The sequence below is a fragment of the Mycobacterium sp. NPDC003323 genome (assembly GCF_053589535.1).
Window position 1 is genome coordinate 160,798 of record NZ_JBSFSB010000005.1, and the last position, 24,514, is coordinate 185,311.

The window sequence follows — 24,514 nt, forward strand, 5'->3', positions numbered from 1 at the left end:
CCAGCAGGCTAATCCACCGACCAGGTGTCTTTACCGCGAAGCAGCGATTGCAGTGCGGCCGTGTCGTGTGCCTTGGCCTCGCGTGCCGCGGCGATCTGGTTGCGGGCGGCGTCGTCGTAGGTCGGCTTGTTCACCTGACGGAAAATACCCATCACCATGTGGTCGAGGTTCTGCTCGGAGAGCCGCGACAGCGCGAAGGCGTAGGCGGGGTCGTCGAGCGTCGCATCGTGAACGACGATCTGATCGGCAGGCACGTCGGCGGTCTTGGCGACCTCCAACCCGAAACCGGACTTGATCACGGCGTACTCACCGTCGGCGCCGAAGGTGATCGGCTCGCCGTGGGTGATGTTGATAAGCCGATCCTCAGCGCCCTCTTTGCGCAGGGCGTCGAAGGAGCCGTCGTTGAAGATCGGGCAGTCCTGCATGATCTCGACGAGTGCGGCACCCCGATGCTGGGCCGCGCCGCGCAGGACCTCGGTCAGGCCCTTGCGGTCGGAGTCCAGCGCCCGGCCGACGAAGGTGGCCTCGGCGCCCAGTGCCAGCGACACCGGGTTGAACGGGTAGTCCAGCGAGCCCATCGGGGTGGACTTGGTGACCTTGCCGACCTCGGAGGTCGGCGAATACTGGCCCTTGGTCAGGCCGTAGATCCGGTTGTTGAACAACAGGATGGTGATGTTGATGTTGCGGCGCAGCGCGTGGATCAGGTGATTACCACCGATCGACAGCGAGTCACCGTCACCGGTGACCACCCAGACCGAGAGATCCTCGCGGGCCAGCGCCAGACCAGTCGCGATGGTCGGGGCACGGCCGTGGATCGAGTGGAAGCCGTAGGTCTCCAGGTAGTACGGGAACCGGCTGGAGCAGCCGATGCCGCTGACGAACGCGATGTTCTCGCGGCGCAGACCCAGCTCCGGCAGGAAGTTGCGGATGGTGTTGAGGATGACGTAGTCACCGCAACCGGGGCACCAGCGCACCTCCTGGTCGCTGGTGAAGTCCTTGCCCTTCTGCGGCTGGTCCGTGGTCGGCACCAGTGCCGTCTTGCTGAGGGCTTCGGTCAGGCCCAGATCAGAGCCAACGAGGTCGGTCATGCTCCTGCTCCCACAGATTCCACGGTGGCGGCGGCCAACCGTGCGAACTTCGCCTTGTCAGTTTCTTTCTCGCGCAACGTGCCGTCCAGCGCCGCGTCGATGATGCCCTCGACCTCGTCGGCCAGGAACGCCATGCCCTCGACCTTGGTGACCGACTGGATGTCGACCAGGTACTTGCCGCGCAGCAGCAGTGCCAGCTGGCCCAGGTTCATCTCGGGCACGACCACCTTGGGGTACTTGCGCAGTACCTCTTCGAGGTTGGCCGGGAACGGGTTGAGATGACGCAACTGCGCGTGTGCGACCTTGATGCCCTTGCGGCGCGCACGCCGGCAGGCCTCGCCGATCGGGCCGTACGAGCTGCCCCAGCCCAACATGAGCAGTTCGGCGTCGTCGGTCGGATCGTCGACGGCCAGATCCGGCACCGTGATGCCGTCGATCTTGAGCTGACGCAACCGCACCATGAGGTCGTGGTTCTTCGGCTCATAGGAAATATTGCCCGAACCGTTGGCCGCCTCGAGTCCACCGATGCGGTGCTCCAGACCCGGGGTGCCCGGCACGGCGAACTGGCGGGCCAGCGTCTCCGGATCGCGGGCATAGGGCTCGAAGGGCTCATCCGACTTGGCGAAGGTGTGCTCGATGGCCGGATACGTGCTGATGTCCGGGATGCGCCAGGGCTCCGAGCCGTTGGCGATCGCGCCGTCGGACAGGATGATCACCGGAGTGTGGTAGCCGATCGCGATGCGCGCGGCCTCCACTGCGATGTCGAAGCAGTCCGACGGTGAACACGGCGCCAGCACTGCGACGGGCGATTCGCCGTTGCGGCCGTAGAGCGCCTGCAGCAGGTCGGCCTGCTCGGTCTTGGTGGGCAGACCCGTCGACGGACCACCGCGCTGCACGTCGATCACGATGAGCGGCAGCTCGGTCATCACGGCCAGGCCGATCGCCTCGGACTTCAGCGAGACACCCGGGCCCGAGGTGCTGGTCACACCGATGGCCCCGCCGTAGGACGCCCCGATGGCGGCGCCGATACCGGCGATCTCGTCCTCGGCCTGGAACGTCATGACGTTGAAATGCTTGTACTTGGACAGCTCGTGCAGGATGTCCGAGGCCGGCGTGATCGGGTAGGTACCGAGCACGACCTGGATGCCGGACAGGTGCCCCGCGGAGACAATGCCGTAGGCCAGCGCGGTGTTACCCGAGATCTGGCGGTATTCGCCGGACTTGAGCTTGGCCGGGGCGACCTCGTAGGTGGTGGCGAACGCCTCGGTGGTCTCGCCGTAGTTCCAGCCGGCCTTGAGCGCCAGCACGTTGGCCTCGGCGATCTCGGGTTTGCGGGCGAACTTCTCGCGGATGAAGGCCTCGCTGGCCTCCAGCTCCCGGCCGTACATCCAGGACAGCAGGCCGAGGGCGAACATGTTCTTCGCGCGCTGACCGTCCTTCTTGGTGGCGCCGATGGCCTCCACCGCACCGAGGGTCAGGGTGGTCATGGCCACCGACTGCACCACGTAGTCGGACAGTTCCTCGGTCTCCAGCGGGTTGGCGTCATAGCCGACCTTGGCCAGGTTGCGCTTGGTGAACTCGTCGGAGTTGGCGATGATGAGGCCGCCGCGCGGCAGATCGCCGACGTTGGCCTTGAGCGCCGCGGGGTTCATCGCCACCAGGACGTCGGGGCGGTCACCGGCGGTGAGGATGTCGTAATCGGCGATCTGGATCTGGAAGGACGACACACCGGGCAAGGTGCCCTGAGGTGCACGGATCTCGGCCGGATAGTTCGGCTGGGTGGCAAGGTCGTTACCGAAGAGGGCGGCCTCCGAAGTGAAGCGATCGCCGGTAAGCTGCATGCCGTCACCGGAGTCGCCGGCGAAGCGGATTACGACCTTTTCCAGCTTCTGCCGCGGAGCGCCGGTGTTGCCGTTCTGACCCACGACTTCCTGCCTTTCACGCCCCGACCGGTCGAGCTTGGCCAGGTGGGCGTTACGTCAAAAACTTTTGGTGTCACTGCGAGTAACCAGTATGGCACTTCTCTTAGGGTGTCTTCTGCCAGGCGAGTCGGCGACACGCGGGTTGACTGCGGGCAAACGCCCAGTTCAGCCGCGTGTAGCTTGTGGCAGGCGACACATCATGTGGTTTTCGTCACTTTTGGAGAATGTCATTCTCTAAGGAATTCGGTTACCGCGCAGTAGCTGTCGGCTAGCAGCATGACCGCCGAACTTGACACCTGTCAAGTCACCTGGCGGGGTTACGGCTGTGCCGATCCCACCTGCACCCGCTTCTGCAGTTCACGGGCCACCAATTCGCTGGCGATCTCGACCGCGCGGCGCGGTTCCGCACCCGTCGCACGATGTGCCACATAGCTGGCGGTGAACATGTCGCCCGCTCCGGTGGTCTGCACGTCCATCACCCGCCAGGCCGCCGGCACCCGCACCACGGTGCCGTCCTTGTAGATGTCACAGCCCTCGGAGCCGTAGGTCACCAGGATCTCCGGCACACCGAGACGCTGCGCGGTCGAGAGGTCGAACGCGCCGTCGGCGACGATGACGGCCTCATCCTCGGCGAGCTTGAGCACGCTGAGGTGACGCAGCAGCTCGGGTGAGAAGTTGCGGTCCAGTTTCAGCGGACCGACCTCGTCGGCGCGCACCAGGCCCTGGCCGTCGTAGGCGATGCGGTGGCCGCGCGCGGCCAGATGGGCCAGCGTCTCGGCCGGGAAATCCGTCCGCAGCAGGGGGGCCAGGTGAATCCAGGTGGTGCGGGGATCATCGGCGTCGATATCGGCCGGGGTCCACACCGGCCCGATCGCTCCGACGCCCATGTGCCGGTGGTCGGTGTCGTCGTAGTCCAGGCTGAATCCGCTGGTCCGGTCCGACGGCAGCAGCCGCACCAGGGAGCCGAACCGCTCCAGCACCGGGTCGAAGAGCTCGTGGTGCTCCTGCTCGCCCATCGCCACGATGTGCGTGGTGCCGGGCGCGTCCGCCAGCGCCACGCCCGCGAAGGACGCGCAGCCACCGGGGCTCGGCGGCGCGCCGTTGATGACGTCGATCGCCAGATTCCCCAGCACGGTCACGCCCGGGACGAGCTCTGGCGCCATCAATCGAATACCCCTGCTTGTGGTTTGTCCTGTCGTCGGCGCATGTTCACGAGGCCGAGCGGTGAAATGGTAGTCCGCCTCGCCCGTTTTCAGCGATTCGCCGGCGTCCCGTCCGTCATGCGGGCAGGTTGTAGGGGGTGACGACCTGGATGGGCGCGGGCCGCACCGACTCCTCCGGCAGCGCATTGTGCTGAGCCAGCAGCACCCGCATCGCAAGCCGGGCATCGGCACGCAGATCGTTGTGCAACACCACCGAGAGCTTGCCCTCGCGCAGCAGCCTGCGGTTGTCGACGTCGAGATCATGGGCGACGAACACCCGGCAGGTGCGGCCCACCTTCTCGAATGCCGCGACCGTGGCCGCGTTGCCGCCGCCGGGTGAGTAGACCGCCTCGATACCGGGATGGTGCCCGAGCGCGTCGAGCACCAGGCGTTCGGTGGTCGCGTCGATACCGTCGCCCTCGCTGACCTCGATGATGTTGCGCCCGGAGCCACGCAGCCCGGACCGGAATCCGACCTCGCGTTCGCCCTCCCCGCGAAAAACGGTGCGACTCAGCGTGATCAGCACATCGGCCGGCGCGTCACCCAGCCACTGATCCACCAGGTAGGCGGCGGTGACGCCGGCGCCGTGGTTGTCGATGCCGACGTAGGCACAGCGGTCGCTGTTGGCCACATCGGTGGTGTAGGTGACCACCGGCACACCGGTGGCGACCAGACGGTCCACCGCCTCGGCGACCTCCGGCTCGTCCTGGGCCTTGAGGATGACGCCGTGGCTGCCCTTGATCCGGCCCAGCACGTCTGCGGTCTGGGCGGCCGAGCCCGACTCCCACAGGTGGAACCGGGCACGCAGGGCGGCCGGCGCGAACGCGGGCAGTTCGGCCTCCACGGCCGCCCGGAACGCATCGGAGAACCGCTGCGGTGTCTGCATCACCACATCGATGAGGTAGCGACGGCCGTTGAGGCGCAGTTGCGCCCGCTGCTTGTCCAGATCGGCGATGGCCTGCAGCACCTCGGCGCGGGTGTTCTCCCGCACGCCGGGCCGGTCGTTGAGGACACGGTCCACCGTGGCCTCCGACAGGCCGGACTGCTGGGCGATCTCGCGGACCTTGTACCGGTGCATGGGCGCTCGTTCTCCCGCCACTTCTTCCCGCGAGCAGACGTGACTGGCCCCGGACTGTCGAGATTCCGGGGCCATTCGCGACTGCTCGCGAATGGATGGTGATGCGCAGTGATGGTTTTTTGATGGGTTTCTGCTGTTGATTGCGCGTCGGGTCACAGCAAGACTAACCGGCATGTCCGCATCCCTCACCCGTTCGAACGGCTGGATCGCCGAGTCGGACTGCGATCTGGCCGCCTTTCGCGCCCAGGTGCTGTGCACCACAGATCCGGCCGACTATCCGCATGCCGTCGACGTCCGCCGCAATGTGCTGGTGTACTCGGCTGCCGCGATCGCCGATGCCGATCGGCACGCGCTGCAGGCCGAGCTGATCCGCGCACTCACCGACGGGCCCGGGGTGGTGGTGTTCGAACAGGCCTTCGCCCACGACGTGCTGGACCGCGCCACCACCGCTTTCACCGAGATCATCGCCGCGCAGCGAGCCCAGGGCGCGGCAGCCGGCGACCACTTCGGCAAGGCCGGCGCCAACGACCGGGTGTGGAACGCGGCTCAGAAGCTCGCATTGCACTCCCCCGAGGTATACGCGCACTACTACGCCGCCGACACGTTGGCGCTGGTATCGCAGGCCTGGCTCGGTCCGCGCTATCAGGTGACCTCGCAGGTCAACGTCGTCAATCCCGGTGGGGCGGCCCAGGTTCCGCATCGCGACTACCACCTCGGCTTCGTGAACGTCGATCAACTGGCGTCCTATCCGGCACATATGCACCGCATGTCGGCGGCGCTGACGCTGCAGGGCGCCGTCGCGCACTGCGATATGCCGACCGAGAGCGGTCCGACCATGCTGCTGCCCTATTCGCAGCGGTTCGAGGCCGGCTACATCGCGTTCTACCGGCCGGAATTCATCGAGTTCTTCGCCGCGCACCACGTGCAGGTGCCGCTGCGCAAGGGTGATGCGGTGTTCTTCAATCCCGCGCTGTATCACGGTGCGGGCGAGAACACCTCGGCCGATATCAGCCGGATGGCCAACCTGCTGCAGATCTCCTCGCCGTTCGGTCGTGCGATGGAGTCCCTCGACCGGACCGCCATGATCAAGGCCGTCTACCCCACACTGCTGGCGATGCAGGCGGCGGGCCGCTCGCAGGCCGAGCTGGAGAACGTCGTCAACGCCACCGCCGAGGGTTACGCCTTCCCCACCAATCTCGACCGGGACCAGCCCATCGGCAGCCTGGCCCCACCCAGCCAGGTCGACACCGTCCTGGCCGCGCTGGCCGACCGGCACAGCGCAGATCAACTCGCCACCGCCCTCGACGCACAGAACGAACGGAGAATCCCATGACCACCATCGGCGTGATCGGCCTCGGCCGAATCGGCGCGTTCCACACCGAAACCCTTGCCGCCCTTGACGGTATCGACGGTCTGGTGATCACCGACGAACGACCGGATGTCACCGCCGCGGTGGCCGCCAAGCACGGTGCCAAGGCCGTCGGGTCGGTCGAGGAACTGCTGACCGCCGGCGTCGACGGTGTGGTGGTGGCCGCGGCCACGCCCGCGCACGCCGAACTCACCCTGGCATCGGTGGAGCGCGGTATCCCCACCTTCTGCGAGAAGCCCATCGCCTCCACCGCCGCCGAGAGCGCCCGCGTCGCCGAGATCATCGCGGCATCCGGCGTCCCGGTGCAGGTCGGTTATCAGCGCCGCTTCGATGCGGCCTTCGCCGCCGCCAAGAGCGCCGTGGACAGCGGCAGCCTGGGCATCCTGCACACCGTCCGCAGCACCACCATGGATCCCGCTCCCCCGCCGATGGATTACATCAAGGGTTCCGGTGGCATCTTCCGGGATTGCGCTGTCCACGATTTCGACGTCGTGCGCTGGATCACCGGCCAGAACGCCGTGGAGGTCTACGCCACCGGCACCGTGCAGGGCGACCCGCTGTTCACCGAATACGGCGACGTGGACACCGCGGCGGTCGTGGTGCGGTTCGACGGCGGTGCGCTCGGCGTGATCTCGAACGCCCGCTACAACGCCCGTGGCTACGACTGCCGCCTCGAGGTGCACGGTTTCGACGATTCCGTCGCCGCCGGCTGGGATCAAGGTGCGCCACTGAAGAACGTCGACCCTGCCAATGAGTTCCCCACGGGGCCGGCGCACAACTTCTTCATGGACCGCTTCACCGAGGCCTTCCGCACGGAGTTGGCCGGATTCGTCGAGGTCGCCAAGGGCGGCCCGGTCCTGGGCGCGACGGTCGCCGACGCCGTCGAGGTCGCCTGGCTGGCCGAGGCCGCCACCGAGTCCCTGCGCCGGGGTGCCCCGGTAGCACTTGAGGAGGTACGAGGAGCATGAGCATCAAACTTGCCGGAGCACCGATTTCGTGGGGTGTCTGTGAGGTACCGGGCTGGGGTCACCAGCTCGAACCCGACCGCGTCCTCACCGAGATGCGCGGTGTCGGCCTGACCGCCACCGAACTGGGTCCGGAGGGCTTCCTGCCCACCGACACCGACGAACTGAAGGCCGTGTTGGCCCAGCACGGTCTGGCGTGTGTCGGCGGATTCGTGCCGGTGGTGCTGCACGACGCCGAGCACGACCCCGCCGATGACCTTGCCGGGCCGCTGGATTCGCTGGTCGCCGCGGGTGCAGGTGTGGTGGTGTTGGCCGCCGCCACCGGGGCCGACGGCTATGACTCCCGCCCCGTGCTCGACGACGCGCAATGGGCCACGCTGCTGGCGAACCTGGACCGGCTGGCCGGGATCGTCGCAGAGCGCGGCCTGCTCGCGGTGCTGCACCCGCATGTGGGCACCATGGTGGAGACCCGCGCAGAAGTGGACCGGGTGTTGGACGGATCGTCGATCCCGCTGTGTCTGGACACCGGCCATCTGCTGATCGGTGGCACCGACCCGCTGGAACTGGCGAAGGCGGTTCCCCAGCGCATCGCACACACCCATCTCAAGGACGTCGACGCGGCACTGGCCGCCAAGGTGCAGTCCGGCGAGCTCAGCTACACCGATGCCGTCAAGGCCGGGATGTACACCCCGCTGGGCACGGGTGATGTCGATATCACCGGGATCGTTTCGGTGCTGCGCGACAACGGATTCGACGGCTGGTTCGTCATGGAACAGGACACCATCTTGGAGGCGGCACCCGAGGGTGACGGTCCGCTCGCCGATGTGCGGACCAGCGTCGCGTACCTCAACAGCGTCGTCGGATGAGAATCGGGGTCCTCGGCGCGTCCCGGATCGCCGAGTCCGCCATCATCGGCCCGGCCGCCGAGCTCGGCCACCGGGTGGTGGCGGTGGCGGCGCGCGACCGCGGACGCGCCGAGACGTTCGCGCAGAAGTACGGCGTGGAACGGGTACTGGGCTCGTATCGAGAGGTCATCGACGACGCGGACGTCGACGTCATCTACAACCCGCTGGCCAATGCGCTGCACGCTCCGTGGAACCTGGCGGCCATCGCGGCCGGCAAGCCGGTGCTCAGCGAAAAGCCCTTCGCCCGTGACCATTCCGAGGCGGTGCGCGTTGCACAGGCCGCCGACGAGGCCGGCGTCGCCGTGTTGGAGGGATTCCACTATTTCTTCCATCCGGTGACACAACGCGCGTTCGACCTCGCCGCCGACGGTTCACTGGGCGAGATCCGGCGTGTCGAGGTGCGGATGGCGATGCCCGAACCCGCCGCCGAGGACCCGCGCTGGTCGCTGGAACTGGCCGGCGGCGCCCTGATGGACCTCGGGTGCTACGGCCTGCACATCATGCGGACGTTGGGCCGGTTCGGCCTCGGTACGCCGTCGATCACCGGTGCGCGGGCCGAACTGCGTACACCGGGCGTGGACGCGAGCTGCGATGTGGAGATCGCCTTCGCCGGTGGCGCCACCGGACTGTCGACGAACTCGATGGTGGCGCAGGACTATTCGTTCACACTGTTGATCGCGGGAAGCGCCGGCGAGGTGCTGGTCCATGACTTCATCCGTCCCGGCACCGATGATCGGTTGACGCTGACCACGGATACCGGGACGAGCGTCGAGCATCTGGGCACCCGGGCGTCCTACACCTATCAGCTCGAGGCGTTCGCCGCGCACGTCGAGCACGGCGCGCCACTGCCGTTCGGCACCGACGATGCGGTGGCCAACATGGCGATGGTGGACGCGGCGCACCGGGCGGCCGACCTCGACCCGCGCTAGCAGCTACACCGACACAACACGGCCGACACCCGATGGGTGGCGGCCGTGTTGTGTCGGCCGGTGTCAGTGCGTCTCGTAGCGGTCGGCCAGACCGGTGAGCGTGGACTCGATGCCCTCGGCGTTCTTCTTCTGCATGCCGAGCAGTTCGATGACCAAGGGGACCTTGGCCGTCGAGTAGTCGAAGGTCTCGGTCACCTTGGTCATGCCGGGGCTGACCTCGGCCAACTCCCAGCGCCACCGGTGACCGAGCGGATGCTGCCATTCGACGAGGTGGTTCTCCTCCACCGCGGTGGCTGTCGACGTGATCTTGTATGGCAGGCCGTACTGCGTCATGCCGACGGTGAACTTGTCACCCGTGGTCAGCTTGTGCGGGCCCTTGACCTCGACATCGCGGACGGTACCGGAGCCGTCGATATCGTGATGGCGGTGCGGGTCGGCGATCATCTCGAACAGCGTCGCGACGGGTGCGGCCACCTGGACACTGCGGCTCACGGCCTTGGGTTCGGCATCTTCGGTCTTCAGCGTTGCAGATGTCATGAGGTTCCTGATACCCGATGACCGCAGGCCCTACACCCCGCGCCCAGTGCGCAGACGACTTCGGCGCGGTTTCGTACGGTGACCGTACGAAACCGCGCCGAAGCGACTCAGGACTACTTGTTTCCGCGTAGCTCGTGGCTCAGCGCCTCGAGTTCGTCGCCACCGGCCATCTGCTGGGTCAGGTGTTCGAGCGAGATCTCGTCATAGGTGCAGTCCAGCTTCTGTCGTCCGCGGTTGAGCAGCACGAAGTGGTCACCGACCATGTGGGCGTGATGCGGGTTGTGCGTGATGAACACGACGCCGAATCCCGCCTCCTTGGCCGCGGTGATGTATTTGAGCACCACACCGGACTGCTTGACGCCGAGCGCAGCAGTGGGCTCGTCCAGGATCAGCACCCGCGCCCCGAAGAACACCGCCCGCGCGATCGCCACACACTGGCGCTGACCGCCGGACAGTGAACCGATCGGCGCGTCGACATCGGGCAGTTCGATGCCCATCTTGGCCAGCTCGGTCAGCGTGGTCGCCCGCATGGCACCGGCATCCAGTGACCACGGGAACGACTTCTTGCGGATCTCCTGGCCCAGGAAGAAGTTACGCCACACCGGCATCAGCGGCACGACGGCCAGGTTCTGGTAGACGGTCGCGATGCCCTTGTCCAACGCGTCGGCGGGTGAGGCGAACTTGGTCGCCTCGCCGTCGACGAGCAACTCACCCTCGGTCTGCTGGTGCAGACCGGCGATGATCTTGATCAGCGTCGACTTGCCGGCGCCGTTGTCCCCGAGGATGCCGGTCACCTGACCGGCGTGCACCCGCAGGCTGATGTCCTTCAGGGCGGTGATGTTGCCATAGGACTTCCCGACGTTGCGCAGTTCGACCAGCGGCACCTTGTTGCCCTCGGAAGCTGCGTTGCTGGGGGTTTCGACTGTTGCGGTCATCAGATCACTTCTTCGCTGCGTAGTTACGGAAGGCGTTGTTGGCGATCACCGCGAACAGCAGCATGCCGCCCAGGAAGAACTTGAACCAGTCCGGATCCCAGCCCGCATAGACGATGCCCTGGTTGGTCATGCCGAAGATGAACGCACCGATGGCCGCCCCGATCGCGGTGCCGTAGCCACCTGTGAGCAGGCAGCCGCCGATGACCGCGGCGATGATGTAGAAGAACTCGTTGCCGATGCCCTGACCGGACTGCACGGTGTTGAAGGCGAACAACAGGTGCATGCCGACGAACCAGGCGCAGAACCCGACGAACATGAACAGGCCGATCTTCACCTTGGTCACCGGAATGCCGATGGCGCGGGCGCTTTCGGCGTCGCCGCCGACCGCGAAGATCCAGTTCCCGATCTTCGTCTTGAACAGCACCCAGGTGGCGACCGCGGTGAAGACCAGCCACCACAGCACCGTCACCCGGATGCCGACGCCGAACACGGTGAAGGTGGAGGAGAACACCTTCTGCGCCGAGTCCCAGCCGGCCATGTCGCTGACGCTCTGGGTGGCCACCTGTCCCGACACCAGTTTGGTGACCGCGAGGTTGATACCGGCGAGCATGAAGAAGGTCGACAGGGTGATGAGGAAGCTGGGGATCTTGGTCTTCATCACCAGGAAGCCGTTGAAGAATCCGACCGCCAAGGCCATCACCAACGCCAAGGCCGCGCCCACCCACAGGTTCAGGTGCAGGTTGTAGGCCAGCATCGATGCCGCCAGCGAACTGAACGTCACCGCCACACCGGCCGACAGGTCGAACTCGCCGCCGATCATCAGCACCGCGACGCCGCACGCCATGATCCCGATGGTGCTGCTGGCGTAGAGCACGGTGGCCAGCGAGGAGGCCTCACGGAACGGCGCCGCCACGATGAAGAAGGCGATGAAGATTCCGATCGCACCGATACCGGCACCCATCTCTGGGCGGATCAATATGCGCTGGACGCGATTTCGTTCCTTGACGCGCTCGTCGCGGACGACCTTGTGGTCGGCGACGTCCAGATCTGCTTGGGTGACCATCTTCTACTCTTTCCCTGTACGGCTATCGAGTGCCGGCCTTGGCCAGTTCGGCCACGGCGTCGACGTTGGTGCTGTCGATGAACGCGGGCCCGGTCAGCGTCGGCTGGCCGCCACCGATGACGTTCTTGTTGGTGTTGTAGAGCCACAGCGAGTCGACGGCGAGGTAGCCCTGCAGGTAGGGCTGCTGGTCCACCGCCCATTGGACGTCACCGGCTTTGATGGCGTCGACCAGGGCGGCGTTGGTGTCGAATGTGCCGATCTTCGCCGAGCTGCCCGCGTTCTTGACCGAGGTGACCGCCGTCAGCGCAAACGGCGCACCGAGCGCGACGACCATGTCGATCGCGGGATCCTGCTGCAGCTTGGCGGTGATCGTCGACTCCACCGACGGCATGTCCTTGCCGTTGACGTTCAGGATCTCCGTTGCCGGGAAGGTGTTCTTCATTCCGGCGCAACGGGCTTCGAGGTCGACGTGGCCCTGCTCCTGGATGATGCAGATGGCTTTGGTGGCCCCGTCCTTCGTGAGCCGGTCGCCGGCACCCTGGCCGGCGATGTAGCCGTCCTGGCCGAAGAACTCGTGCACACCCATTTCCTGCCAGGCGTCCATCCCTGCGTTGAACGCCACCACCGGAATCCCCTTCGCCTCGGCGGCCTGAACTGCCGCGCGCATGGCGTCGGGCTTGGCGAGGGTCACCGCGATGCCGTCGACGTCGGAATCCACCGCGCTCTGCACCAGGTTGGCCTGGTTCGGCGCCTCAGGATCATTGGAGTAGCGCAGCTCGACGTTGTCCTTCTTGGCTGCGGCCTCGGCACCCTTGCGGATCAGGTCCCAGAACGAGTCGCCGGGCACCTCATGGGTGATCATCGCGATCGTCATGCGCGGCGTGTCGACGGTGCCACCACCGCTGCCTCCGTCGCCCGAGCCCTCGGGTGCACCACCGGTGGACGAACACGCCACCATGCTCATCGCCACAACGCCCGCTCCGGTAAGGGCTGCGAGCCGCTTGAACGGCTTTGTTACTCGGCTCTTCGCGCGAGCGCTCATCGCTGTCTCTCCTCGTTGTCATGTCGCCGTGTCGCCGCCGTCGGGATGGGCCCGGTGTCGGACTGCACGCCTGCACAGTTGATGTAATACGGCTCACACACGAAAGTCAATACTTTGTCCTGACATTAGGACTGCAAGTCATTTGTCAGGCCCATTTCCGCAGGTCACTGCGCGGCGGGCCCGTCGATCCGCGAACGACGAGCGTCGGTTCGCGCACCAGATCCACCCTATCGATCGCACCGGCGGGATGATCCAGACGCTCGGCCAGTCGCCGTACCGCCGTCGCCGCCAAGCCTATGGCGTCCTGGCCTACCGTGGTGAGGTCCACGTGCGCCAGTCCGGCCAGCGGGCTGTCATCGAAGCCCACAACCGATACCTGTTGCGGCACAGACACTCCGGCACGGATCAGCACATCCATCACCCCGAGGGCGCAGCGGTCGTTGAACGCGAACACCGCGGTGGGCAGCTCGGATTCGGCCAGCAGCACCGTCGCGGCGGTAGCCCCTTCCCGTTCGGTGAGGCCACCGGGGCACACCTGCACGGACACCCCTGCAGCGCGGGCGGCCCGCCGAACGCCTCGCAGGCGCTCCGCAGCACCGGGCGCGCGTCCGCCGTCGAGGTAGACGATTCGCCGGTGGCCCAGACCGATCAGGTGCTCGGTCCCCAGCATCGCCCCGGCGACGTCGTCGCTGCGCACGGCATCGACGCCGCGTACCCGGCGGGCCAACACCACGACCGGCACCCGCTCGGCCAGCTCATCGATCTGCCGGGCCGGGGATTGCGGACCGACGAGCACCAGGCCCTCGCACTGCTCATCGATCAGCGTGCGACGCGCCCTGACCTCGTCACGATGCGGCGTGATCCCGCTGAGCACCACGTCATACCCGAGGTTCTCGGCCGCGACGTAGACGCCGTCGACCAGATCGGCATGGAATTCCTGACCGACGGTGAACGTGACGCCGATGAGCTTGGTTCGATGCTGGCGCAACCGGCGCGCACGCGGATCCGGCCGGTAGCCGAGTTCATCGGCGGCGCCGCGCACCCGATCACGGGTCCGCTCACTGGCACCGGGCGCCCCGCGCATGACGATCGACACCAGCGCCACCGAGACGCCGGCGTGTGCGGCGACATCGGCCAGCGTCGGTCTGCGGTCCACCGTCGCAGTCTAGAACGTTCTAGAGAGGTCGTTGACGAATCCGTCGACGCGGTTCTACCTTACTTCTAGAACGTTCTAGTCGATCGGAGTTCCCATGCCACCACCGTTGTCCTTCGGCCTCATCGGCGCCGGCGAGATCGCCGCATGAGGCTCGCGGTCTGTTCGGAGATGGTGTTCCGCGACCTGCCGATCCTGGAGCGGGTGACCAAGATCGACGAGCTCGGCTTCGATGTCGAGATCTGGAGCTGGCACGACAAGGATCTGGACGCGCTGGCCGAGACGGGAGCCCGGTTCTCGTCGATGACCGGATACCTGCACGGCGATCTCATCGACCCCGACGGCGCCGACGAGGTGGTACGCACCGCCGAACTGAGCATCAAAGCCGCCGAGACGCTGGGTGTGCCGCGGCTGAACCTGCACACCGCCGAGTTGGTGGACGGTCAGGCGGCCCGGCCACGGCAGCGCGCCACCGGCCAGATGTGGCTCACGGCGCTGCGGGCGCTGGAGCGCATCGGTGAACTCGGCGCGCGGGCGGGAGTGACGTTCTGCGTCGAGAACCTCAACACCATCGTCGACCATCCGGGTGTGCCACTGGCGCGCGCCAGGGACACCCTGGCGCTCATCGAGGGCGTCGGGCATCCCAACGTGAAAATGATGCTGGACCTCTATCACGCCCAGATCGGCGAGGGAAACCTCGTCGAACTGGTGCGCCGCTGCGGTGCGGCGATCGGCGAGGTACAGGTCGCCGACGTCCCGGGCCGTTGCGAGCCGGGCACCGGCGAGATCCACTACCCCGCGATCGCGAAGGCGTTGCGCGAGATCGGGTATGAGGGCACCGTCGGACTGGAGGCGTGGGCCGCGGGCGACAGCACGGTGGCTCTGGAGGCGTTCCGCGCCGCGTTCGGCTGAAGGGTTCCGGTGGTCGTGATCAGCGGTCGACGAGCGTCGTCTCGAAGTAGTACCGCGACGCCCGATAGCAGTGACTACCAAACTCCACCGCGCGACCGGAGTCGTCGAATGCCGTGCGGCTCATGGTCAACAGCGGCGAGCCCGCCTTCTCATCGAGCAACCGCGCCTCGGTGCGATTGGCCGGCTTCGCCCCGATGCGCTGCCGGGCGAGACGGATGTGGACGCCGCGCCCGCGCAGTGCCTGATACAGGCCACTGGCCTCCAGTTCGGCGGCATCGGGCGCGAGTTCGACGGGCAGATGGTTCGTCATGACCGCCAGCGGCTCGCCGTTGGCGCAGCGCAGTCGCTGAATGGTGACGATCTCGTGGTCCTTGCCGAGGTTGAGTTCGGCGGCGATCTCCTCGTCGGCGAGACCGACGTGATACTCGAGCAACTGGGTGGTGGGTTCCTGTCCGGACTTGGCCAGATCGTCGAACAAGCTGGTGAGTTCGACGCGCCGGTGCACCGGATTCTGCACCACCTGGGTTCCCACTCCGCGCTTGCGCACCAACAGACCCTTGTCGACGAGTTCCTGGATGGCGCGGCGGGTGGTGGGACGCGACAGCGCCAGTCGACTGGCCAGCGCCAGCTCATTCTCGAACCGGTCCCCGGGTGCGAGCTCACCGTTGCGGATCGCCGTCTCGATGGCCTGCGCGAGCTGGTAGTAGAGCGGCACAGGACTGGATCTATCGAGTTCAACAGCTAAGGGCACGTCCACTCCGATCTGAAGTCTGTTGCTCAAGAAGAGTAACCGAACCGCGCCCAAATGATTGAAAGTTCGAATGTCAGGACAAACTATTGACATGAGCGAGTGACGCGAGGCACAGTCTTAGGTGAAGTGCCCGCCCACCATCTTCGGGAGCCACAGTGTCCTCTGAAAGGCCGTCCAGCACGGAACCGTTCGATGTGATCGCCATCGGGCGAGCCGGCGTCGACGTCTATCCCCTGCAGACAGGCGTCGGACTCGAAGACGTCGAATCGTTCGGCAAGTTCCTCGGCGGCAGCGCCGCGAACGTCGCGGTCGCCGCCGCCCGCCTGGGGAACCGCGCCGCGCTCATCTCCGGCGCCGGCAACGACCCCTTCGGCCGGTACGTGCGCAACGAGCTCGCTCGCCTGGGCGTCGACAACCGCTACGTGCGCACCCACGGTGCGTACCCCACCCCGGTCACCTTCTGCGAGATCTTTCCGCCCGACGACTTCCCGCTGTACTTCTACCGCAAGCCCTCGGCACCGGACCTGCAGATCACCGCCGAGGAGATCGACACCGACGCCGTGCGCGACGCCCGGTTGTACTGGTCGACGGTCACCGGCCTGTCCGAGGAGCCCAGCCGCAGCGCCCACTTCGCGGCATGGGAGGCGCGCGCACGAAAGCCGCTGACGGTCCTGGACCTCGACTACCGGCCGATGTTCTGGGAGACCCCGGCCGCCGCGTCCGAGCAGGTGCAGAAGGCCTTGCAGCACGTCACCGTCGCCGTCGGCAACCGGGAGGAATGTGAGATCGCCGTCGGCGAGACCATCCCGCACAAGGCCGCCGATGCGCTGCTGGACCTCGGGGTCGAACTGGCCATCGTCAAGCAGGGCCCGCGCGGTGTGCTCGGCAAGACCAAGCACAGCTCGGTGACCGTCGCGCCCAACGAAGTCGAAGTGGTCAACGGCCTGGGCGCCGGAGATGCCTTTGGTGGCAGCCTCATCCACGGCCTGCTGCACAGCTGGTCGCTGGAGAAGACGTTGCGTTACGCCAATGCCGCGGGTGCCATCGTCGCCTCCCGCCTCGAATGCTCAACCGCGATGCCGACCGCCGCCGAGGTGGCCGAACTCGCCGAACAGACCGCCGTGGAGGCCGTCAATGTCTAGGTCCGCCCCCGCCAAGAGCTATGCCGACGTCACCGAGATCCGTACCTCGAACCCGGCCGCCGTTGCGCAAGCCTGGCAGGCCCGCACCACCCGGCCGACGGTTCGCGACGACGGCCGCCTGATGATCGTCGCCGCCGATCACCCCGCCCGCGGCGCGCTCGCCGTCGGTGACCGGCCGACCGCCATGAACAGTCGGGTCGACCTGCTGGACAGATTGCGCGCGGCCCTCGCCGATCCCGGCGTGGACGGGGTGCTCGCCACCGCCGACATCCTCGACGATCTGGTCCTGCTCGGCGCGCTCGAGGACAAGGTGGTGTTCTCCTCGTTCAACCGCGGCGGACTGGCCGGCGCGAGCTTCGAGCTCGACGACCGGATGACCGGTGCCACCGCCGCGTCGACCGCCGCGGCGAAGATGAACGGCGGAAAGATGCTGTGCCGCATCGATCTCGATGACCCCGGCACCGTCGCCACCATGGCTTCTTGCGCCCAGGCGGTCGACGAGCTGGCCGCACACGGGCTGATCGCCATGCTCGAACCGTTCCTGTCGACGCGGGTGAACGGCAAGGTCCGCAACGATCTGACCCCCGATGCCGTCATCAAGTCCGTGCACATCAGCCAGGGTCTGGGTTCGACCTCGGCCTATACCTGGATGAAGCTGCCCGTCGTCGACGAAATGGACCGGGTGATGGAGGCGACGACCATGCCGACATTGCTCCTGGGTGGTGACCCCACCGACCCCGATGAGGCCTTCGCCAGTTGGGAGAAGGCACTTGCGCTGCCGGCCGTCAAGGGCCTGATCGTCGGCCGCACGCTGTTGTACCCGCCCGATGACGATGTCGCCGGAGCCGTGTCCACGGCCGTGGCGATGGTGAGGTGACGATGAACTCGAAATGGTATGTGCCCGCCGGTAGCGCGACGGCACCGCTGACCGTCGACGTGACCCCCGAGTCGGCCGGCTGGGCCGAGTCCAGCCTGCACGTCGTCGACCTCGATGCCGCCGGCTCGGTGACCCGCAGCACCGGCGCGACCGAGGTGATGATCCTGCCGCTGTCCGGCGGCGGCACCGTCTCGTGTGACGGCGCGACATTCGAACTATCGCCGCGCGCATCGGTTTTCGACGGACCCGCCGATATGGTGTACATCGGCATCGACCAGACCTACACCCTGTCCGGGCATGGCCGCATCGCCGTCTGCGGTGCGCGGGCCCAGCGGTCCTTCCCGAATCGCCACCTCGCCGCCGCCGATGTCCCGGTCGAATTACGCGGTGCGGGAAACTGCAGCCGCCAGGTGCACAACTTCGGCACCGCCACGACCTTCGAGGCCGACTCGCTGATCGCCTGCGAGGTGATCACCCCCGGCGGCAACTGGTCGAGCTACCCCGCCCACAAGCACGACGAGAACAGCGACGTCGAAACCCAGCTGGAGGAGATCTACTACTTCGAGATCGACGACAGCCCATCCGGGACAACGGGATTCGGCTACCACCGGGTCTTCGGCACTCCCGAGCGACCCATCGAGGTACTCGAAGAGGTCCGCTCCGGCGACGTCGTGCTGGTGCCGCACGGCTACCACGGCCCGTCGATCGCCGCGCCCGGCCACCACATGTACTACCTGAACGTGATGGCCGGTTCCGGGCCCGAGCGGGCCTGGCTGATCTGCGACAACCCCGACCACACCTGGCTGCGTGGCAGCTGGGAACACCAGGAAATCGATCCGCGCCTGCCGATGCGCAAGACACAAGGAGCCTGACCCGTGGTTTCCACCGCGCCGAAATCCACCGAGAAACTGGCGGACACCGAGGCCACCGTGCGACTCACCGTGGCCCAGGCCACCATTCGGTTCCTGGCCAACCAGTACGTCGAGCACGACGGCGAACGGACGAAGTTCTTCGCCGGGTGTTTCGGCATCTTCGGTCACGGCAACGTGGCCGGCCTGGGCCAGGCACTGTTGCAGGACGAGAACGAGTCCTTGGAAGCAGGCCGCGAACCCGGCATGAAGTACGTGCTGGGCCGTAACGAGCAGGCCATGGTGCACAGCGCCGTCGCCTATGCCCGGCAGAAGGACCGGCTGCAGACCTGGGCCGTCACCGCGAGTGTCGGACCCGGCTCGACCAACATGCTGACCGGAGCCGCACTGGCGACCATCAACCGGCTACCGGTGCTGCTGCTGCCCGCCGACACCTTCGCCACCCGGGTCAGCTCCCCCGTGCTGCAGGAACTGGAGCTGCCGTCTTCAGGTGATGTCACCGTCAACGACGCCTTCAAGCCGCTGTCCCGATATTTCGACCGGGTGTGGCGACCCGAGCAGTTGCCCGCCGCGTTGCTGGGTGCGATGCGGGTGCTGACCGACCCGGTCGAGACGGGTGCGGCGACGGTGTCCATCCCGCAGGATGTGCAGGCCGAGGCGCATGACTGGCCGGAATCCCTGTTCGCCGAGCGCACCTGGCATATCGCCCGTCCGCTGCCCGAGCGGTCGGTGATCGCGCGTGCCGCCGAGGTCATCGCCTCGGCCACCAAGCCGCTCATCGTGGCCGGCGGCGGCGTGCACTATTCGTTTGCCGAGGAGGCGTTGGCGGCGTTCTGCGAGCAGACCGGGATTCCGGTCGCCGAGAGCCAGGCCGGTAAGGGTTCGCTGAACTACGACCATCCGCAGAGCGTCGGGGCGATCGGCTCGACCGGAACGACCGCGGCCAACGCATTGGCCGCCGATGCCGATGTGATCATCGGGATCGGCACCCGCTACAGCGATTTCACCTCGGCGTCGCGCACCGCGTTCAACAATCCCGACGTGCGGTTCATCAACATCAATGTGGCCTCGCCGGACTCGGTCAAGCAAGGCGGGATCAGCGTCGTGTCCGATGCGCGCGAGGCGATCGAGGCGCTGGGAACGGTACTGTCCGGTTACACCGTCAGCGACGTATACCGTTCCCGGGTCTGCGATCTGGCCGCCGAATGGGAGCAAACCGTCGCTTCGGCTTATGCCACCGAAGAAGGTGTGCAACTCAACCAGAACCAGGTCATCGGTCTGGTCAACACGCTGTCGGAGCCGCGTGACGTCGTGGTGTGCGCGGCCGGTTCGATGCCCGGTGATCTGCACAAGCTGTGGCGCACCCGCGACCGCAAGGGCTACCACGTCGAGTACGGGTTCTCCTGCATGGGGTACGAGATCGCCGGCGGTATCGGCGTCCGGATGGGCGCGCCCGACCGTGACGTGTTCGTCATGGTCGGCGACGGTTCCTACCTGATGATGGCCACCGAGATCGCCACGGCCGTACAAGAAGGCGTCAAGATCATCCCGGTACTGGTGCAGAACCACGGATTCGCGTCCATCGGCGGGCTTTCCGAGTCACTGGGCTCGCAACGCTTCGGCACCGCCTACCGTTACCGCGGTGCCGACGGGCGCCTCGACGGCGACACACTGCCGGTCGACCTGGCCGCCAACGCCGCCAGCCTGGGCGCCGACGTCATCAAGGTCGCCACCGCGGCAGAGTTCACCGACGCGGTCAAGGTCGCCAAGGCCGCCGACCGCATCACGGTCATCTACGTCGAGACCGATCCCCGGATCTACGCCCCGGACAGCTTCTCCTGGTGGGATGTCCCGGTCAGCGAGACGTCCACGCTGGAGTCCACCCGGACCGCCTACCAACGGTATGCGGACTGGAAGAAGGTCCAGCGCCCGCTCATCAACCCGTCAGATCGCTGAGAAGGACGCACCGAATGTCGTCAATCCTGGTGGGATCCGCACCGGACTCCTGGGGTGTCTGGTTCCCTGATGACCCGCAGCAGACCCCGTACACCCGCTTCCTGGATGAGGTCGCCGAATCCGGTTACGAATGGATCGAACTCGGCCCCTACGGGTACCTACCGACCGATCCGCAGCAACTGCTCGACGAGCTCGGCAAGCGCAACCTCAAGCTGTCTGCAGGCACGGTGTTCGAGCACCTGCATCAATCTGGATTCCGTGGGGACGACGCATGGAACTCGGTGTGGACCCAGATCGAGGACGTGGCCAAGCTGACCGCCGCCGTCGGCGGAAAGCATGTCGTCGTCATCCCCGAGATGTGGCGCGACCCTGCCACCGGTGCCGTGCTGGAGGATCGCAATCTCACTCCCGAGCAGTGGCGCAAGAAGACCCAGGGCATGAACGAGCTGGGCAAGGCCATGTACGAGAAGTACGGTGTCCGTGCCCAGTACCACCCGCACGCCGACAGCCATGTCGACACCGAGGAGAACGTCTACCGCTTCCTCGACGGCACCGACGGCGAATTCGTCAACCTGTGCCTGGACACCGGTCACATCAGCTACTGCGGCGGCGACAACATCGCCATCATCCGCCGGGCTCCGGAGCGCATCGGCTACCTGCACCTCAAGCAGGTCGATCCCGAGGTGCGCGCCAAGGTCGAGGCCGAGGACCTACCCTTCGGAGAGGCCGTCAAGCTCGGCGCGATGATCGAACCGCCGCTGGGGATCCCGGAGATGCCACCGCTACTCGCCGAGATCGAGAAGCTGGGCATCGACGTGTTCGCGATCGTCGAGCAGGACATGTACCCCTGCGCGGTCGACGCTCCCCTGCCCATCGCCAAGCGCACCCAGAAGTACCTGGGTTCCTGTGGCATCCCGTCCGTGCGCTTCAAGTAGGAGAACCAAGTCATGTCTGACCTCCGCGTAGCCGTCCTCGGTGTCGGCATCATGGGCGCCGACCATGTCGCGCGCCTGAACACGAAGATCTCCGGCGCCAAGGTCGTCGTGGTCAACGATTACGTCACCGAGAAGGCCGAGCACATCGCGGCGGGTATCGATGGTTGCCGGGCCATCGCCGATCCGCTCGACGCGATCGCCGACCCGGACGTCGATGCGGTGGTGCTGGCCACGCCCGGCCCCACCCACGAGAAGCAGTTGCTGGCCTGCCTGGAACACGGCAAACCGGTGATGTGCGAGAAGCCGCTGACCACCGACGTCGCAACGTCATTGGAGGTCGTCAAGCGCGAAGCCGAGCTGGGCAAGCGCCTCATCCAGGTCGGCTTCATGCGACGCTTCGATCACGAGTACGCGAAGCTGAAGGCGCTGTTGGACTCCGGTGATCTGGGCCGAGCACTCGTCCTGCACTGTACCCATCGCAACCCTGCGGTCCCGTCCGGATTCGACAGCTCCATGGTCGTGCGGGACTCGCTGGTGCATGAGGTCGACGTGACCCGCTTCCTGTTCGACGAGGAGATCACCTCCATCCAGATCATCAAGCCGTCGCCAAATCCCGGTGCGCCGGAGGGGCTGGCCGACCCGCAGATCGCCATCATGCGCACCGCCTCGGGCAAGCATGTCGATGTCGAACTGTTCGTCACCACCGATGTCGCCTATGAGGTGCGCACCGAGTTGGTGGCCGAGAAGGGCAGCGCCATGATCGGTCTCGATGTCGGACTGGTCCGCTCACACAGCAACGGCACCCGCGGCGGCCAGATCACGCCCGGTTTCCGCGAGCGGTTCGGACAGGCCTATGACACCGAGTTCCAGCGCTGGGTGGACGCGGTTCACGCCGGCGCCGAGACGGGTGATTACACCGACGGTCCCACGGCGTGGGACGGATATGCGTCCTCGGCCGTGTGCGAGGCCGGCGTCGAGTCGCTGAGCACCGGTCTGCCGGTCGAGGTGACGATGGTCGACCGCGCGTCCATCAGGGGCGCCTGAGGTGAAGATCGCCCTCGATCCCACCCCCTTCCACCACGATCACGCACTGCTGGACTTCCCGCAGTTGGTGGCCGAGCTGGGATATGAGTATCTGCAACTGACCCCGCACCGGGATTTCATCCCGTTCTTCAACCATCCCCGCGCCGATGACGACCTGGTGTCCAAGTTCCGCAAGGCCTGCGCCGACGCGGGTGTCGGGATCGCCTCGGTGTTGCCGGTGCTGCGCTGGTCCAGCCCGGACCCGGACGCCCGCGAAGCCGCGGTGCGCAACTGGAAACGCGTCATCCAGATCACCGTCGATCTGGGCGTCAACGTGATCAACACCGAGTTCTCCGGCCGCCCGGAAAAGGCCGAGGAGTCCGAGCGGGCCTTCTTCCGGTCGATGGAGGAGTTGCTGCCGATCATCGAGCGTGAGGGCATCGACGTCCGGATCGACCCGCACCCTGACGATTTCGTCGAGGACGGGCTGGAAGCGGTCCGCATCATCCGCGGGGTCAACTCCCCCAATATCGGCATGGTGTACGTGGCGTGCCACAGCTACCACATGGGTGGCAACATGACCGAGATCATGCGCGCCGCCGGCGAGAAGCTGCGCCTGGTGCATGTCGCCGACACCATGGACCACCACCGCAGCCACGGTCTGCGCTACATCACCAATCCGCCCGGCAACCCGGTGCGTGTGCATCAGCACCTGAAGATCGGTGACGGTGACATCGACTGGGACGAATTCTTCGGCGGCCTGGCCGAACTGGGCTTTTACGACCGCGACGACACCGTCATGGTGTCCTCGGTGTTCGCCGAGGACGAGACCGCCCACGAGGTGTCCCGCTACCAACTCAAGACCATGACCGAATACGTCTCGAAATACGGAAAGTGATCCACGACCAGCTCCGCCCCCGCACAGACTGATCCCGGCGAGCGTGCGTGTCTGTGGGACGACACGCGCGCTCGGGGGCGAACTTCACGCACGCTCACGATGAGGAGAACCGTGACCAGACACCAACTCGTCGCGAGTGCGTGGACCAGCGCAGGCGATGTCTCCCCGATGCACAACCCGGCGACCAGCCCGGTCCCGATCGCCGACCGCATCACGGCCATCGCAGAGGCCGGGTTCACCGGGTTCGGTCTGATCGCCGATGACCTGCGGGTGATCCGAGATTCCGTCGGTTTCGATGCGCTGAGCGATATGGCTGCCGGGGCCGGCCTGACCCACATCGAGATCGAATTGATCGAGCGCTGGTGGATTCCGCGTGGTCGGCTCGGGCATTCCTACGATGTGCGGGATCTACTGTTCGAGGCCGCCGACGCGCTCTACCCGGCGTTCATCAAGATCGGATCCGAACAAGGCAGCCGCACAAGCGATCTCACTGAGCTGGTGGCACCGCTGCGCGAACTGGGTGACGAGGCGCAGGAGCACTGCACCCGGATCGCGATCGAGCCGATGCCCTTCTCGACCGTCGACACCATCCCGACCGGAGCCGAACTCGTCCGTGCCGCAGCACATCCGGCCGTCGGATTGGTGATCGACGCCTGGCATGTGTTCCGCGCCGGCACCACGATCGGCGATCTGGCCCGCGCACTCAGCCCCGAAATGATCTTCGGAGTCGAACTCGACGACGCCGCCGACGCGGCGGTGGGCAGCCTCTTCGAGGACACCGTGCACAACCGCCTACTGTGCGGCGACGGCGCTTTCGATCTGGCCGGGCTGGTCGCGGTGCTGCGGTACTTCGAGTTCCGCGGGCCCTGGGGCGTGGAGATCCTGTCGGATGCCTTCCGCGAGCTCCCGGTGGCCGAAGCCCTGAAACTCGCCGCCGACTCCGCCCTGACGGTGCTCTAGCCC

23 protein-coding genes are annotated in these 24,514 nt (G+C 66.5%); 13 read left to right on the forward strand and 10 right to left on the reverse strand.

The features are described from left to right. Positions 1–8: 8 nt before the first annotated feature. The 4 genes from ACWDUN_RS14840 to ACWDUN_RS14855 all read right to left on the reverse strand — a co-directional run bounded on the left by ACWDUN_RS14840 (position 9) and on the right by ACWDUN_RS14855 (position 5,290). Positions 9–1,088, reverse strand: coding sequence for a 2-oxoacid:ferredoxin oxidoreductase subunit beta (locus ACWDUN_RS14840; RefSeq protein ID WP_449929833.1), 1,080 nt, complete (start codon positions 1,086–1,088; stop codon positions 9–11). Further along, entirely contained in the window at positions 1,085–3,013 is a 1,929-nt protein-coding gene (locus ACWDUN_RS14845; RefSeq protein WP_449929835.1) for a 2-oxoacid:acceptor oxidoreductase subunit alpha, read from the reverse strand. The genes ACWDUN_RS14840 and ACWDUN_RS14845 overlap by 4 nt, the downstream gene beginning before the upstream one ends. 314 nt (positions 3,014–3,327) lie before the next feature. Next, positions 3,328–4,173, reverse strand: a complete 846-nt coding sequence (locus ACWDUN_RS14850) for a PfkB family carbohydrate kinase (protein WP_449929837.1) — start codon at positions 4,171–4,173, stop codon at positions 3,328–3,330. A gap of 115 nt (positions 4,174–4,288) precedes the next feature. Beyond that, the gene (locus ACWDUN_RS14855) at positions 4,289–5,290 is read right to left on the reverse strand and encodes a LacI family DNA-binding transcriptional regulator (RefSeq protein WP_449929839.1); all 1,002 of its coding nucleotides are present in this window, start codon (positions 5,288–5,290) and stop codon (positions 4,289–4,291) included. A 172-nt stretch (positions 5,291–5,462) separates the two neighbouring features. On the opposite strand from ACWDUN_RS14855, the gene ACWDUN_RS14860 reads away from it, so the two are divergent. The 4 genes from ACWDUN_RS14860 to ACWDUN_RS14875 are packed head-to-tail and all read left to right on the forward strand — an operon-like array spanning position 5,463 to position 9,458. Further along, positions 5,463–6,623 (forward strand): phytanoyl-CoA dioxygenase family protein, encoded by a 1,161-nt coding sequence (locus tag ACWDUN_RS14860; RefSeq protein ID WP_449929841.1) that lies wholly within the window; start codon positions 5,463–5,465, stop codon positions 6,621–6,623. Next, positions 6,620–7,627 carry a Gfo/Idh/MocA family protein gene (locus ACWDUN_RS14865; protein ID WP_449929843.1) on the forward strand — a complete coding sequence of 336 codons (1,008 nt, stop codon included), beginning with the start codon at positions 6,620–6,622 and terminating at the stop codon, positions 7,625–7,627. The genes ACWDUN_RS14860 and ACWDUN_RS14865 overlap by 4 nt, the downstream gene beginning before the upstream one ends. Continuing rightward, positions 7,624–8,490 carry a sugar phosphate isomerase/epimerase family protein gene (locus ACWDUN_RS14870; RefSeq protein ID WP_449929845.1) on the forward strand — a complete coding sequence of 289 codons (867 nt, stop codon included), beginning with the start codon at positions 7,624–7,626 and terminating at the stop codon, positions 8,488–8,490. Before ACWDUN_RS14865 ends, ACWDUN_RS14870 begins: the two co-directional genes overlap by 4 nt. Continuing rightward, a complete protein-coding gene (locus tag ACWDUN_RS14875) occupies positions 8,487–9,458 on the forward strand; it encodes a Gfo/Idh/MocA family protein (protein ID WP_449929847.1) in 972 nt (323 codons plus the stop codon). Before ACWDUN_RS14870 ends, ACWDUN_RS14875 begins: the two co-directional genes overlap by 4 nt. Positions 9,459–9,521: 63 nt before the next feature. Here the strand turns inward: ACWDUN_RS14875 and ACWDUN_RS14880 are convergent, their stop codons facing one another. From ACWDUN_RS14880 to ACWDUN_RS14900, 5 genes are all read right to left on the reverse strand, one after another. Further along, entirely contained in the window at positions 9,522–9,995 is a 474-nt protein-coding gene (locus ACWDUN_RS14880; RefSeq protein ID WP_449929849.1) for an SRPBCC family protein, read from the reverse strand. A 113-nt stretch (positions 9,996–10,108) separates the two neighbouring features. After that, positions 10,109–10,930 carry an ATP-binding cassette domain-containing protein gene (locus tag ACWDUN_RS14885; RefSeq protein WP_449929851.1) on the reverse strand — a complete coding sequence of 274 codons (822 nt, stop codon included), beginning with the start codon at positions 10,928–10,930 and terminating at the stop codon, positions 10,109–10,111. A gap of 4 nt (positions 10,931–10,934) precedes the next feature. Then, on the reverse strand, positions 10,935–11,993 hold the full coding sequence (locus tag ACWDUN_RS14890) for an ABC transporter permease (RefSeq protein ID WP_449929853.1): 1,059 nt from the start codon (positions 11,991–11,993) through the stop codon (positions 10,935–10,937). 22 nt (positions 11,994–12,015) lie between these two features. Beyond that, on the reverse strand, positions 12,016–13,035 hold the full coding sequence (locus tag ACWDUN_RS14895) for a substrate-binding domain-containing protein (RefSeq protein WP_449929855.1): 1,020 nt from the start codon (positions 13,033–13,035) through the stop codon (positions 12,016–12,018). Between the two features lie 145 nt (positions 13,036–13,180). Beyond that, positions 13,181–14,191, reverse strand: a complete 1,011-nt coding sequence (locus tag ACWDUN_RS14900) for a LacI family DNA-binding transcriptional regulator (RefSeq protein WP_449929856.1) — start codon at positions 14,189–14,191, stop codon at positions 13,181–13,183. 144 nt (positions 14,192–14,335) lie between these two features. Between ACWDUN_RS14900 and ACWDUN_RS14905 the strand changes: the two genes are divergently transcribed. Continuing rightward, positions 14,336–15,100: a TIM barrel protein gene (locus ACWDUN_RS14905; protein WP_449929858.1), complete on the forward strand. Its 765-nt coding sequence runs from the start codon at positions 14,336–14,338 to the stop codon at positions 15,098–15,100. A 19-nt stretch (positions 15,101–15,119) separates the two neighbouring features. Here the strand turns inward: ACWDUN_RS14905 and ACWDUN_RS14910 are convergent, their stop codons facing one another. Beyond that, positions 15,120–15,857 (reverse strand): GntR family transcriptional regulator, encoded by a 738-nt coding sequence (locus ACWDUN_RS14910; RefSeq protein WP_449930183.1) that lies wholly within the window; start codon positions 15,855–15,857, stop codon positions 15,120–15,122. A 149-nt stretch (positions 15,858–16,006) separates the two neighbouring features. Between ACWDUN_RS14910 and iolC the strand changes: the two genes are divergently transcribed. The 8 genes from iolC to ACWDUN_RS14950 all read left to right on the forward strand — a co-directional run bounded on the left by iolC (position 16,007) and on the right by ACWDUN_RS14950 (position 24,511). After that, positions 16,007–16,993 carry a 5-dehydro-2-deoxygluconokinase gene (gene iolC, locus ACWDUN_RS14915; RefSeq protein ID WP_449929860.1) on the forward strand — a complete coding sequence of 329 codons (987 nt, stop codon included), beginning with the start codon at positions 16,007–16,009 and terminating at the stop codon, positions 16,991–16,993. After that, positions 16,986–17,870, forward strand: coding sequence for a Cgl0159 family (beta/alpha)8-fold protein (locus ACWDUN_RS14920; RefSeq protein WP_449929862.1), 885 nt, complete (start codon positions 16,986–16,988; stop codon positions 17,868–17,870). The genes iolC and ACWDUN_RS14920 overlap by 8 nt, the downstream gene beginning before the upstream one ends. 2 nt (positions 17,871–17,872) lie before the next feature. Beyond that, on the forward strand, positions 17,873–18,742 hold the full coding sequence (iolB, locus tag ACWDUN_RS14925; protein ID WP_449929864.1) for a 5-deoxy-glucuronate isomerase: 870 nt from the start codon (positions 17,873–17,875) through the stop codon (positions 18,740–18,742). Between the two features lie 3 nt (positions 18,743–18,745). Next, entirely contained in the window at positions 18,746–20,695 is a 1,950-nt protein-coding gene (gene iolD, locus ACWDUN_RS14930; RefSeq protein WP_449929866.1) for a 3D-(3,5/4)-trihydroxycyclohexane-1,2-dione acylhydrolase (decyclizing), read from the forward strand. 14 nt (positions 20,696–20,709) lie between these two features. Next, complete coding sequence (locus tag ACWDUN_RS14935; protein ID WP_449929868.1) at positions 20,710–21,630, forward strand: sugar phosphate isomerase/epimerase family protein; 921 nt, start codon at positions 20,710–20,712, stop codon at positions 21,628–21,630. Positions 21,631–21,642: 12 nt separating this feature from the next. Continuing rightward, entirely contained in the window at positions 21,643–22,674 is a 1,032-nt protein-coding gene (locus ACWDUN_RS14940) for a Gfo/Idh/MocA family protein (protein WP_449929870.1), read from the forward strand. A 1-nt stretch (position 22,675) separates the two neighbouring features. Further along, a complete protein-coding gene (locus ACWDUN_RS14945) occupies positions 22,676–23,551 on the forward strand; it encodes a sugar phosphate isomerase/epimerase family protein (RefSeq protein ID WP_449929872.1) in 876 nt (291 codons plus the stop codon). 111 nt (positions 23,552–23,662) lie between these two features. Next, positions 23,663–24,511, forward strand: coding sequence for a sugar phosphate isomerase/epimerase family protein (locus ACWDUN_RS14950; RefSeq protein WP_449929874.1), 849 nt, complete (start codon positions 23,663–23,665; stop codon positions 24,509–24,511). Positions 24,512–24,514: the final 3 nt, after the last annotated feature.

What these genes read in the sequence shown, in the direction of transcription:
- ACWDUN_RS14850 (WP_449929837.1), bottom strand. Translation starts at nt 4,173, where the DNA reads ATGGCGCCAGAGCTCGTCCCGGGCGTGACCGTGCTGGGGAATCTGGCG.
- ACWDUN_RS14875 (WP_449929847.1), top strand. Translation starts at nt 8,487, where the DNA reads ATGAGAATCGGGGTCCTCGGCGCGTCCCGGATCGCCGAGTCCGCCATC.
- ACWDUN_RS14935 (WP_449929868.1), top strand. Translation starts at nt 20,710, where the DNA reads ATGTCGTCAATCCTGGTGGGATCCGCACCGGACTCCTGGGGTGTCTGG.
- ACWDUN_RS14880 (WP_449929849.1), bottom strand. Translation starts at nt 9,995, where the DNA reads ATGACATCTGCAACGCTGAAGACCGAAGATGCCGAACCCAAGGCCGTG.
- ACWDUN_RS14855 (WP_449929839.1), bottom strand. Translation starts at nt 5,290, where the DNA reads ATGCACCGGTACAAGGTCCGCGAGATCGCCCAGCAGTCCGGCCTGTCG.
- ACWDUN_RS14895 (WP_449929855.1), bottom strand. Translation starts at nt 13,035, where the DNA reads ATGAGCGCTCGCGCGAAGAGCCGAGTAACAAAGCCGTTCAAGCGGCTC.
- ACWDUN_RS14860 (WP_449929841.1), top strand. Translation starts at nt 5,463, where the DNA reads ATGTCCGCATCCCTCACCCGTTCGAACGGCTGGATCGCCGAGTCGGAC.
- ACWDUN_RS14920 (WP_449929862.1), top strand. Translation starts at nt 16,986, where the DNA reads ATGTCTAGGTCCGCCCCCGCCAAGAGCTATGCCGACGTCACCGAGATC.
- iolB (WP_449929864.1), top strand. Translation starts at nt 17,873, where the DNA reads ATGAACTCGAAATGGTATGTGCCCGCCGGTAGCGCGACGGCACCGCTG.
- ACWDUN_RS14940 (WP_449929870.1), top strand. Translation starts at nt 21,643, where the DNA reads ATGTCTGACCTCCGCGTAGCCGTCCTCGGTGTCGGCATCATGGGCGCC.
- ACWDUN_RS14865 (WP_449929843.1), top strand. Translation starts at nt 6,620, where the DNA reads ATGACCACCATCGGCGTGATCGGCCTCGGCCGAATCGGCGCGTTCCAC.
- ACWDUN_RS14870 (WP_449929845.1), top strand. Translation starts at nt 7,624, where the DNA reads ATGAGCATCAAACTTGCCGGAGCACCGATTTCGTGGGGTGTCTGTGAG.
- ACWDUN_RS14840 (WP_449929833.1), bottom strand. Translation starts at nt 1,088, where the DNA reads ATGACCGACCTCGTTGGCTCTGATCTGGGCCTGACCGAAGCCCTCAGC.
- ACWDUN_RS14885 (WP_449929851.1), bottom strand. Translation starts at nt 10,930, where the DNA reads ATGACCGCAACAGTCGAAACCCCCAGCAACGCAGCTTCCGAGGGCAAC.
- ACWDUN_RS14905 (WP_449929858.1), top strand. Translation starts at nt 14,336, where the DNA reads ATGAGGCTCGCGGTCTGTTCGGAGATGGTGTTCCGCGACCTGCCGATC.
- ACWDUN_RS14890 (WP_449929853.1), bottom strand. Translation starts at nt 11,993, where the DNA reads ATGGTCACCCAAGCAGATCTGGACGTCGCCGACCACAAGGTCGTCCGC.